The organism is Acidovorax sp. (genome assembly GCF_046341535.1).
GTDB lineage: Bacteria > Pseudomonadota > Gammaproteobacteria > Burkholderiales > Burkholderiaceae_C > Acidovorax.
The window spans coordinates 1-11,154 of sequence record NZ_JBKDRI010000054.1 but is presented as its reverse complement, the minus strand read 5'-3'; the positions used below and the strand labels follow the sequence as shown (position 1 = coordinate 11,154).

The 11,154-nt window shown below is 63.7% G+C and carries 11 protein-coding genes; 3 read left to right on the top strand and 8 right to left on the bottom strand.

Going from position 1 to position 11,154, the window contains the following annotated elements; translation table 11 throughout:
* Positions 1-399: 399 nt before the first annotated feature.
* Both ACK543_RS03740 and lexA read right to left on the bottom strand, forming a co-directional pair.
* Positions 400-1,407 carry a D-2-hydroxyacid dehydrogenase family protein gene (locus ACK543_RS03740; RefSeq protein WP_409941514.1) on the bottom strand — a complete coding sequence of 336 codons (1,008 nt, stop codon included), beginning with the start codon at positions 1,405-1,407 and terminating at the stop codon, positions 400-402.
* A gap of 991 nt (positions 1,408-2,398) precedes the next feature.
* Entirely contained in the window at positions 2,399-3,073 is a 675-nt protein-coding gene (gene lexA, locus ACK543_RS03735) for a transcriptional repressor LexA (RefSeq protein WP_409941513.1), read from the bottom strand.
* 79 nt (positions 3,074-3,152) lie between these two features.
* Here lexA and ACK543_RS03730 point away from each other — a divergent pair, with 79 nt between their 5' ends.
* Complete coding sequence (locus ACK543_RS03730) at positions 3,153-4,112, top strand: asparaginase (RefSeq protein WP_409941512.1); 960 nt, start codon at positions 3,153-3,155, stop codon at positions 4,110-4,112.
* 48 nt (positions 4,113-4,160) lie between these two features.
* On the opposite strand, the gene adk is transcribed toward ACK543_RS03730, so the two are convergent.
* The 6 genes from adk to ACK543_RS03700 form a co-directional block, all read right to left on the bottom strand.
* The gene (gene adk, locus ACK543_RS03725) at positions 4,161-4,817 is read right to left on the bottom strand and encodes an adenylate kinase (protein WP_409941511.1); all 657 of its coding nucleotides are present in this window, start codon (positions 4,815-4,817) and stop codon (positions 4,161-4,163) included.
* A gap of 169 nt (positions 4,818-4,986) precedes the next feature.
* Positions 4,987-5,751, bottom strand: coding sequence for a 3-deoxy-manno-octulosonate cytidylyltransferase (gene kdsB, locus ACK543_RS03720; RefSeq protein ID WP_409941510.1), 765 nt, complete (start codon positions 5,749-5,751; stop codon positions 4,987-4,989).
* A gap of 59 nt (positions 5,752-5,810) precedes the next feature.
* On the bottom strand, positions 5,811-5,993 hold the full coding sequence (locus tag ACK543_RS03715) for a Trm112 family protein (protein ID WP_409941509.1): 183 nt from the start codon (positions 5,991-5,993) through the stop codon (positions 5,811-5,813).
* A gap of 205 nt (positions 5,994-6,198) precedes the next feature.
* The gene (gene lpxK, locus ACK543_RS03710; protein WP_409941515.1) at positions 6,199-7,215 is read right to left on the bottom strand and encodes a tetraacyldisaccharide 4'-kinase; all 1,017 of its coding nucleotides are present in this window, start codon (positions 7,213-7,215) and stop codon (positions 6,199-6,201) included.
* 72 nt (positions 7,216-7,287) lie between these two features.
* Positions 7,288-7,725: an ExbD/TolR family protein gene (locus tag ACK543_RS03705; protein WP_409941508.1), complete on the bottom strand. Its 438-nt coding sequence runs from the start codon at positions 7,723-7,725 to the stop codon at positions 7,288-7,290.
* 60 nt (positions 7,726-7,785) lie between these two features.
* Positions 7,786-8,433 (bottom strand): MotA/TolQ/ExbB proton channel family protein, encoded by a 648-nt coding sequence (locus ACK543_RS03700; protein WP_409941507.1) that lies wholly within the window; start codon positions 8,431-8,433, stop codon positions 7,786-7,788.
* 352 nt (positions 8,434-8,785) lie between these two features.
* Here ACK543_RS03700 and xseA point away from each other — a divergent pair, with 352 nt between their 5' ends.
* Both xseA and ACK543_RS03690 read left to right on the top strand, forming a co-directional pair.
* Positions 8,786-10,114, top strand: a complete 1,329-nt coding sequence (gene xseA, locus ACK543_RS03695; protein WP_409941506.1) for an exodeoxyribonuclease VII large subunit — start codon at positions 8,786-8,788, stop codon at positions 10,112-10,114.
* Between the two features lie 190 nt (positions 10,115-10,304).
* Positions 10,305-10,886 (top strand): superoxide dismutase, encoded by a 582-nt coding sequence (locus tag ACK543_RS03690; protein WP_409941505.1) that lies wholly within the window; start codon positions 10,305-10,307, stop codon positions 10,884-10,886.
* The last annotated feature ends 268 nt before the right edge of the window (positions 10,887-11,154 follow it).

Sequence of the window (11,154 nt, the reverse complement as noted above, 5' to 3'; positions counted from 1 at the left end):
GACGGCAAGAAGACCCCGCTGTAAGCAGGCGAGGCATGTGGTCGGTCACTGTGGTGGCCGCTCAGTCAAAAAAGGCTTCCCTTCGGGAAGCCTTTTTTATCCTAGAAACGGCAGTTGGATGCATTTGCCAGCGCTGCTGTTGGGGTGCCAGGCAAGGTGCGACGACGCGGCAGGCTCGTGCCTGCAAGGAGGAGCAACACCGCATGGCGCTCCAAAAAGCGGCGCTGGCAAGTGCATAGCGCTGTCACCCGAAAGGTGAGGCTGCAAAAACAACCTAAGGCTCGAGTCCACGCGGTGTGCGGCAAGATGACAAGCAGTCAACTGCCGTTTTTAGGTTTATTGGTCTGCCGTTGTCGCCGCCATCTGGCATGACCCTGGGCAGCGCCCTGGCCCCGTCGATCAGCGGCGCACCTGCAGGGCGCCAGGGTTCACGATGTTGGTCGGCGTCCCCTTGATGAAGTTCACCACGTTGTCAAAGGCCGCGCCGAAGTAGAGTTCGTAACTGTCTTGCTCCACAAAACCAATGTGTGGTGTGCAGATGCAGTTTTCCAGTCGCAATAGCGCGTGCCCTTGCAGGATGGGCTCGCTTTCAAAAACATCCACAGCCGCCATGCCGGGCCGACCACGGTTCAACGCAGCGATCAGGGCGTCGGATTCGATCAGTTCCGCTCGGGATGTGTTCACCAAGAGCGACGTTGGCTTCATGCACGATAAGTCTTCCAGGGACACCGCCCCGCGCGTGTCGTCCGTCAGGCGCAAGTGCAATGAGATCACGTCGCATTGTGTGAAGAACTCTTCCTTGGTGTTTGCCGTTTGGTAGCCGTCCGTCATTGCTTGCGCGAGGGAGGCCTCTCGCCCCCATACAAGAACGTTCATCCCAAACGCACGCCCATATCCTGCAACCAACTGTCCGATACGACCGTATCCCCAGACACCCAAGGTCTTGCCACGCAACACGGTGCCCAGCCCGAAATTGGCGGGCATCGAGGCTGCTTTGAGCCCCGACTGCTGCCATGCGCCATGTTTGAGGTTGGAGATGTACTGGGGCAGCCGCCGCATGGCCGCCAATACCAGTGCCCAGGTCAGTTCCGCCGGGGCGACGGGCGAGCCAACCCCTTCTGCGACGCCGATCCCTCGCTCGGTACAAGCGGCCACGTCCACATGGCCGCCCACCTTGCCGGTCTGTGCGATCAGTTTCAACCTCGGCAGTTTCTCGATCAGCTGACGACTGATCTGGGTGCGTTCCCGCACCAGCACGATGACATCTGCGTCCTTGAGTCGAATCGAGAGCTGACCGATCCCCTTGACAGTATTGGTGTACACCTTGGCTGTGTAGGCGTCCAGCTTCGAGGCGCAATGGAGCTTGCGCACTGCATCCTGGTAGTCGTCGAGGATCACAATATTCATATGCATATTGTGCCCTGCACGTCCCCTGATTCTTGACGCGGTGGAGCGCCGTGGTCAGGCGACGCGCGCCCAGCCGATCGGGTGCGCTTGACCGGCTGAACACGGCATCTCTTGCGTCTGTAGGCCGCACGCGGCGCGGGGGAGAAGTTGTGCCGCACCGACCGCTGACGGTGCGGGGATTGGCCGCGAAGCACCCATTCGCACAAGGGGCGTTGCACCCTTTGCGCGGCCGACAGCGTCAGGCAGCGACTGTCTGGCGACGTTGCTTGGCCTCGGATGCGACCAGCCGGTCGAGTTCTGCGCACACATCTTCCATCCGGCCTGACAGGGCCAGTCGGCCCGAGGCTGGCTCGGAAAATCGCCGAACGGCGCACCGTGCCGCTCGACCGCGACCCTGGGGCTCCGTGGCCGTCGACATTGCGCTGAGCCGATGCATGCCGACCGCTGCCACCAGCAGGCTGCGACCGTCATGGCTCGCTCCTGGCGCCGGCCGCGTCGGGGCGGGCGCTGGCCGTACCGTGAACGGCCAGTTGCTCCGTAAAGGGGGTTGACGGGATGGAGCGCTGGAAGGCAGCGGCGGCCGTTGGTTCTGGGAGCGGTTTGACCACCGATGCCAGGGAAGCTGCGGGCTGTCGAACTGCGGATCTGCGGCGGGTATCGGGCCAGGGCGGCCCACGGAAGGCCGGTCGATCCAGGCGGGAACAATTCGGGTGGCGTACTGCCAGCCATCATGAAGCCACAAGATCAGCTTGCCAAAATGCTGCAAGAGAGCGTTGAAAGCGGGTAAAACCATTCCCATGTGAAAACTCCGAAGGTCGGGGGTTGGACACAGGCAGGATTGCAAACCCACTCGCGCAACGGCGTGCTTTAACCGGCCATACCAGCCGATCTGGAACGCACTTGCATGAGGGGACATTGGCCGCACTGTAGGGCCGGAATGCCGCGACGACACTCCGAACGCCCGCCACCCGCAGTCAGCCGGGGTAAGGGGTTACATGAGCATCGTGTTACGGATCAGGCCCACGGCGAGACCTTCAATCTCGAAAGGCTCACCCGGCTGGACCACGATCACGGGAAAGTCGGGATTTTCTGGCAGGAGTTCGATGGCGCTGGCCGTGCGCCGCAACCGCTTGACCGTGACGTCATCGCCCAGGCGCGCGACGATGATTTGACCGTTGCGGGCTTCTTTCGTGGATTGCACTGCCAGCAAATCACCGTCCATGATGCCTGCGTCGCGCATGGACATACCACGGACCTTGAGGAGGTAGTCTGGCTTGTGCTGGAAAAGGCTGTTTTCGATGCAGTAGGTCTGGTCAACGTGTTCCTGCGCGAGAATGGGCGACCCCGCAGCCACGCGGCCCACCAGCGGGAGCATGAGTTGTGAAATACCGGGTATGGGCAGGCTGAACTGGCTGCCGCGCGCAGCGTTGATGGACCGCAAAGCTTCGTTACGCAGCCGGATACCGCGTGAGGTGCCGCTGACGAGTTCGATGACACCCTTGCGGGCCAGCGCTTGCAGGTGCTCTTCTGCCGCATTGGCTGATTTGAAACCAAGCTCTGCTGCAATTTCAGCTCGTGTCGGCGGAGCCCCCGTGTGGGCGATGGCCGTTTGGATGAGATCCAGAATCTGTTGCTGGCGGGCGGTGAGTTTCGGGTTGTCGAGCATGACGGGCTCCCTGGGTGGTGCTGGGTGAATAGGCTGTTTATTAATCCAGTGGCTGTATTTTTGATCAGTTTTTCGGAGAGTGCAAGTGGTAGGACAAACAATCGTAGTGTTGGGGACGGGTGGAACGATTGCCGGTACATCCTCCAGCGCAGCAAACCACATTGCTTACCAAGCCGCTCAGGTGGGGGTGGCTGATCTGCTGCGATCGGTTCCCGGTCTGAACGAGTCCGTGGGGAAAAGTGTCGAGACCGAGCAGGTGGCACAGGTTGACAGCAAGGACATGGACTTCGAGATTTGGAAGCGCCTGGCTGACCGGTGTCAGCACCACCTGGACAGGCCTTCCGTGAAGGGGGTGGTCATCACGCATGGCACGGACACCTTGGAAGAAACCGCCTGGTTTTTGCACGAGGTGCTGTCTTGCAGCAAGCCGGTGGTACTGACCTGTGCAATGCGCCCAGCGACTGCGCTGACCCCTGATGGGCCGCAAAACCTGCTGGACGCTGTGTCCCTGGCTCAGACCGCGGATGTGCGCGGCGTGTTCGCCGTGGCGGCGGGTGAGGTGCACGGCGCGCGGCTGGTGCAAAAGGTGCATCCCTATCGCGTCAACGCCTTTGCCTCGGGAGACTCCGGTCCCATGGGCTGGATCGAGGAAGGAACGGTTCGATGGGCACAAAACAGGCTACCAGCGCGCGACGAAAAAGCGCGAGTAGCTATGAATAGCATAGCAAATGCAGCCGCGGTCCCACGGGTGGAAATCCTTTTGAGCCATGCCGGAGCCAGCGGGGCCCTGGTGGACACGCTGGTGCGCGATGGGGTGCAAGGCGTGGTGGTTGCATGCACGGGTAACGGGACCATCCACCATGCCCTGGAGGCCGCGCTGCTGCGCGCCCAGACGGCAGGCGTTCGGGTGGTGCGCGCCACGCGCTGCACGGGGGGGCAGGTGCTGCCCAAGCCGGGAGACTTATTCGCTGACTCGCACGGCCTTTCGCCGGTCAAGGCGCGCATTGCGTTGATGCTTGACCTTCTGGCGGCCCCCTGAGCTCCGCTGCGGGCGTAACTGCTGGGCGGGGGGCTGCCCGCAGACGCCTCAGCTCGACAGCGCTCGCAGGGCCCGCGCGGTGATCTCTTCGACGGTGCCGGTACCGCTGATAGCGCGGTATTTGGGCGCGAGGTCGGGATCCGTCTTGGCCCAGTGGCTGTAGTAGTCCACCAGGGGGCGCGTCTGGTCGCTGTAGACCTGCAGGCGCTTTTTCACGGTCTCTTCCTTGTCGTCATCGCGCTGGATGAGGTCTTCACCCGTGACGTCGTCTTTGCCTGCCACCTTGGGCGGGTTGAACCTGATGTGGTAGGTGCGCCCGCTGGCGGGGTGCGAGCGGCGGCCGCTCATGCGTTCGATGATGGCGTCAAACGGTACATCGATTTCCAGCACGTAGTCGAGCTTGACGCCCGCTGCCTTCATGGCGTCAGCCTGGGGGATGGTGCGTGGAAATCCGTCAAAAAGGAATCCGTTGGCACAGTCGGCCTGCGCGATGCGCTCCTTGACCAGACCGATGATGATGTCGTCGCTCACCAGGGCCCCGGAGTCCATCACCGCCTTGGCCTGCAGGCCCAGCGGTGTACCGGCCTTGACTGCGGCGCGCAGCATGTCGCCGGTGGAGATCTGAGGGATGCCGTACTTCTGGCAGATGAAGGTGGCTTGCGTGCCCTTTCCAGCGCCGGGCGCGCCCAAAAGAATCAGTCTCATGGAAATCCTCAAAGGTTACAAATCGGTCGGCGACGCTGGCAGGGTCTGTGCCTGCGCGCCAGCGGCGGTGGCTGATACGCCCAGGGTGCGCTGCTCTGGTAACTTTCGAGGATAGCATGCGACCCCTTCCGCGGGACTTACTGGCTTGGGCATGGGCGCCCCCGGTGAGTCAGGTGGCCGCCAGCAGGGCGCGAATGCGCGCCAGATCATCGGGCGTGTCGACCCCGGGACCGGGGGCGGTGTCCGCCAGATGGACCGCGATGCGATGGCCATGCCAGAGCGCGCGCAGTTGTTCCAGGGCCTCCACCGCCTCCGTCGGAGCGGGGGCCAAGCCCGGGAAACTGCGCAGAAAACGAGCCCGGTAACTGTAGATCCCGACATGCCGCAGGGGGGCAAAACCGCCAGGAACCGCCGGATTGCCCGATTGCCACCACGCGGCGTCGGGCTGGTCGCGGCACCACGGGATGGGGGCCCGGCTGAAGTAGTGCGCAAAGCCATGCGCATCCAGCACCACCTTCACCACATTGGGGTTGAGGTAATCGCTCAGCGATTCGATGGCATGCGCCGCGGTGCCCATGCTGGCATCGGCCGAGGCCATGAGCAGTTCACCGACGGCGTTGATGAGGTCGGGGTCGATCAGAGGCTCGTCCCCCTGAACGTTGACCACCGTATCGTCGCCGTCCAGCCCAAGTTGCACGCAGGCCTCGGCCAGGCGGTCGCTGCCACTGGCGTGGTCGGTGCGCGTGAGGATCGCCGCCACGCCGTGGCGCACGCAGGTTTCCACGATGCGCATGTCATCGGCGGCCACCACCACCCGGCTGGCGGCGCTTTGGGCAGCTCTGCGCGCCACGCGCACCACCATTGGCAGCCCGGCAATGTCTGCCAGCGGCTTTTCTGGCAAGCGGCTCGAGGCGAGTCGGGCCGGAATGAGCACCGTGAACCCTGGTGACCCCACAGAGCGCGCCGCGGGCTGCGGCCGACTGGCCACCGCGCTCACCGCTCGATTTCCTCGTCGCTCAGGGGGCGGGCTTCGGTCTCCAGCAGTACCGGGATTCCGTCGCGCACCGGGTAGGCCAGCCGGGCGCTGCGCGAGATCAGCTCTTGCGCCTCACGGTCATAGGTCAGTGGGCCCTTGGTCACAGGGCATACCAGTAGTTCGAGCAGTTTGGGATCCATGGCGCGGGGGATGTGTGGTGGGCGCGGTCTACCCCAATGGTGTCGCACGCGCGGGCTCAGAGCGAGCCTCGGCGCGATCATAGCGGTGGGGGGCAGGGCCCGTGCCAATATAGATATCCCGCCCGCCAGACGTGTCATGTGCGATGCGCGAGCGCGGACGGTGGCCAGGGCTTGGGCTTGGGCTGGCAACGCGCCAAGTGCGCGATCAATGCAGGGCCGTGCCGGACTGCAGCCGCCGATCCAGGGCAGCATCCAGCGCCTGGAAAAATCGCGCATCGATGTCCATAAGCAAGGGCACGGCGAGCACCGATGGATCTTTGCTCCAAAGTTTGACGGCGTCTTTTTCAGTACAAATCACACGGTTACGCCCGTCTATAAAGGGATTAAAGCTATCACAATTATAGTGATCTGGAAGGGCTTGCACGGATGCAAGCGTGAGGCCGGCCGCCCGGAGCATGTCGAAGAAAGCGTCAGGCCGTGCGATGGCGGCCACGGCATGCAAGGGCTGGCCCCTCAGTTCACTGAGCGCAATGCATTGGCCGTCCGACTGCACGGCCCAGGGTGCAAGGCAGCGCCGCACAGCGAAGGCGGGTGACGACGTCCGCGCAGGTGGCGCCGAGGCCGCATGCAGCACAAAGTCCACGTGCTGTGGCCACGGTTGCCGCAGGGGGCCTGCGGGCAAGAGAAGGCCGTTGCCCACCCCGTCGTCGTTGAACACACAGATGTCGATATCGCGCCGCAGCGCCAGATGTTGCAGGCCGTCGTCGCACACGATGACATCGGTGTCCGGATGGGCGGACAACAGCGCCCGCGCTGCGTCCATGCGCTGCGCCGCCACGAACACAGGCACCCCGGGGCAACTGCGGGCCATCAGCGCCGGCTCGTCACCGACATCCTCGGTGGAACTGTCGGCAAGGACCTCCATGCAGGCCCGGGACCGACGCCCATACCCCCTTGAAATCACTCCGGGACGCAGGCCGCGGGCCTGAAGATGCTTTGACAGCGCAATGACCACGGGCGTTTTTCCCGCGCCGCCCGCAATGACGTTGCCCACCACGATGACGGGTTTGCCGGGGTGCCCGGATCGGCAAAGACCGCTGCGGTACAGCCCGCTGCGAACAACCTCTACAGCGCCGTAAATCAGGGCGAAAGGCCACAGCGCCAGAGCGACGGGGCCGCGTGTGCGCCATGCGCGCCGCAGCCAGGCTTGAAGCTGCTGGATGCGCGTGACGGTTGACCCAGCGGACCGCTGTGGTGACTGCCCGGCAGCGGTCACGCGGTCACCACGCGATCGTCAACGGCTGTTCGCCGTCCGATCACCCGCCGACGACTGTGTGGCAAAGGTGACCTGCGTGAGGCCCACGCGCCGCGCGGCCTCCATCACGGTGACCACCGACTGGTGCGGTGACATCGCATCGGCGCTGATGATGATCACGGTGCCGGCCCCCGTCGAGGCGGCTGCGCGCAGCGCCTGGGCCACGGCGTCCACGCTCTTGCCTTCCACCAAGGTCTTGTTGACGGCATAGCGGCCGTCCGCGGCAACGGCAACGATGACTTCCTTGGGGCGATCACGCTGCGGCTCGGCATTTGCCACGGGCAGCGTCAGCTGCAGCTCGGTGAACTTGCTGTAGGTGGTGGTCAGCATCAGGAAGATGAGAATGACCAGCAGCACATCGATGAAGGGGATGAGGTTGATCTCGGGCTCATCCTTGGGGCGGGGGCTGAAGTTCATGAAAATTGTGGTGTTGCGCGGGCATCGAACCCGGACTGCGGGCGGGTGCCTGCCGATGCCTCAGCGCGCCTTGCTGTAGCGCAGGATGTGACGCAAAAACTGCTCGGAAGCGAGTTCCAGCGTGAGCAGGTACGCATCCACCCGGGCGCGGAAATACCGCCAGAAGATCAGCGCGGGAATCGCCACGATAAGTCCGAAGGCGGTGTTGTACAGCGCAATCGAGATGCCGTGGGCCAGCTGCGCGGGGTTGCCCCCGCCCATTGCCTGGCCCACACCACCGGTGCCGGTCTGGGACCCGAAAATCTCGATCATGCCGATGACGGTCCCGAGCAGGCCCAGGAGCGGCGCTGCAGACGCGATGGTGGCAAGCGCCGACAGGTATTTTTCAAGCCGGTGAGCGACCGCGCGACCTGCGCCCTCCATGGCCGCGCGCAGATCGGTTTCGCTGCACTGCGGATTGCTGTTGAGGGTGCGAAGCCCGGCGGCCAACACCTCGCCCAGGGCGGAGTTTTGCGCCAACTGGTTCACTACGTCCGGCGTGGGGATCGAGCGCGACGATACGGTGATCGCCTCATTCAACAGCCTGGGGGGGGCCACACGGGCCGTTTTGAGGGCGACAAATCGCTCAAAAATCAGGGCCATTCCGAGCACGGAACATGCAATCAGGGGCCAGATGGGCCAGCCGGCGGCTTGTATGATGGACAGCAAATCTCTCTCCGGGCACTTAAAGGGCAGCGGCGATTATGGCCCAGCTTGCACCATTGCCCGCGTCACAAATAGTTACCTTGTTGCGTTCGAATTTTCGGGCTCGGCGGACCCACAAAAACTGTGGATAACTTTGTGGGCAACGGGGTCTGGTTGCCAAGGAAACCGGCGCCACGCCGTGCTTGCAACAGATTGATGAAAAATGAGGCAATGAAAAATCGTTATAAATCAATGGGTTACACGTATTTTCGTGTTTTCCGTGGGGGTTTGATGCTGCGTGAACCCCTCGGGGCTGCTCCGCTCGATCTGTGGAGTACTGACCCTGCCGACTCTGCGTCAAACGGCCAGAACACGGATGTCTGACCGGCAAAGTCCAGTCCTGGCGCCGCGTGTGTGGGAAGTTGGCGCGCTATGCCGCGCCATTGCTGATGCCCTGGAGTCGCGATTCAATCCCGTCGCGGTTCGCGGCGAGATCACGGGCTTTTCGCGCGCAGCCAGCGGTCATTGCTACTTCACCGCGAAAGACGCCAACGGGCAACTACGCTGCGCCATGTTCCGGCGGGCAGCCATGCTGCTTGACTTTTCGCCACGGGATGGGGAACTGGTGGAGTTGCGCGGGCGGCTGGGCGTGTATGAGGCCCGCGGCGACCTGCAGTTCATCGTGGAGAGCATGCAGCGCGCGGGGCAGGGCGCTCTGTTTGAGCAGTTTTTGCGCCTGAAGGCGACCCTGGAGGCCGAAGGGCTCTTCGACGCGGCCCGCAAGCGGCCCCTGCCCCTGCAACCACGGGGCATTGGTCTGGTCACATCGCTGGGCGCTGCCGCTTTGCACGACGTGGTGACCGCCCTGCGCCGCAGAGTGCCGCACATTCCCGTGGTGCTGGTGCCCACGCCGGTACAGGGCGCTGGCGCCCCGGCATCGCTGGTGGCAGCGCTATTAAAGTTGTATCGCATGGCCGAGAAGGGGCAGGCGTCAGAGGCGGTTTTGACGCCGATGCCAGCCATCGATGTGATCCTGCTGGTGCGCGGCGGTGGCTCCATCGAGGACTTGTGGGCGTTCAACGATGAACAGCTGGCTCGCACCATCGTCCAGAGCCCGGTTCCGCTGGTGTGCGGCGTGGGGCACGAGACCGATTTCACCATCGCCGATTTCTGCGCTGACCTGCGCGCCCCGACGCCCACCGCGGCGGCAGAGCTGGTGGCTCAGCCGCGTGACGCATGGCTGCGGGCCCTGGACCTGTTGGGCGCGCGTCTGGGCGATGCCGTGCAGCGGCAGGTGGACACGCGCTCCCAGCGCCTCGACCAGGTGGCAGCGCGCCTGGGCAGGCCCTCGTCGCTGGCCATGCGGCAGCATCTGCAGCTAACCAAGCTCGTGCAGCGCATGCGGCATGCCGCGCACCTGCGCGTGCAACAGCAGCAGCATGCCCAGTCGACGCTTGCAATGGGGCTGTTGCAGGCGCTGCGGCAGTGCGTGCATCGGCATGTGGAACGCGTGGACCGCGCCGAGCTGCGCCTGGGCCTGCTCGATCCCCATCTGGTGCTGCAGCGCGGCTATGCCATGCTGACCGACAGCGCAGGCCGCGCTGTGGTCAGTGTGAGGCAAGCCAAGCCCGGTGATGCCCTCAAAGCCACGTTGGCCGATGGGGCTGTGGACCTGACCGTGGCGCAGCAAGCCCGGCTGCTCTGACCGCCGAATCAGACCCCGGTGCCCGGGGCCGTGCGTCGATGGCGCGTTCTGCCAGGACACGCACCCCCGCAAAGGCCTTTGCTGCGCAGGCCACGCGATGTTCCTACAATGCGCGCTTGCCCTGCCGCTGGCCGATCAACGGCTGGTCCGTTGCGTAGGCCCCCATTTCAAACCACGAGGAAACCACACCATGGAACACACCCTTCCCCCGCTGCCCTACGCGATTGACGCGCTGGCCCCGCACTACAGCCAGGAAACACTGGAGTACCACCACGGCAAGCACCACAACGCCTACGTGGTCAACCTCAACAACCTGCAAAAGGGTACTGAATTTGAGGCGATGTCGCTGGAAGACATCGTCAAAAAATCCAGCGGCGGCATCTACAACAATGCTGCCCAGATCTGGAACCACACCTTCTTTTGGAATTGCTTGGCCCCGCAAGGTGGCGGCGAACCATCGGGCGCGCTGGCGGCTGCCATCAACGCCAAGTGGGGCAGCTATGCGGCCTTCCGTGAAGCCTTCTTGAAAAGCGCGGTGGGTAACTTCGGCTCGGGCTGGACCTGGCTGGTCAAGAAGGCTGATGGCAGCGTTGATATCGTGAACACTGGTGCTGCCGGCACCCCCCTGACCACGGGCGACAAGGCCCTGCTGACGGTGGACGTCTGGGAGCACGCCTACTACATCGACTACCGCAACCAGCGCCCCAAATTCGTTGAAACGTTTTTGGACAAACTCGTGAACTGGAACTTTGCCCAAGCGAACTTCGCCTGACCTGTCGGGCGAAAACGCTCAGCGCTGCTGACCGTACCCAGCGGCTTCACCAGCGTTGATTGGCACCCAGGAGCCTGTCGGACTTGGAAATCGTCGGCTGCAAATCGACCGCAGCGGTCCATTTTTCACCGGGCGGTCTCAAATCTGAAGTGCAACACCCTCACCGAGGGTAATGTACACACATGGGAACGAGATACGAACACTTGCAGCCAGAAGACAGAGTGACGTTGGCATCGCTGCGCCAGCAGGGCTGGAGCATCAGGGCCAT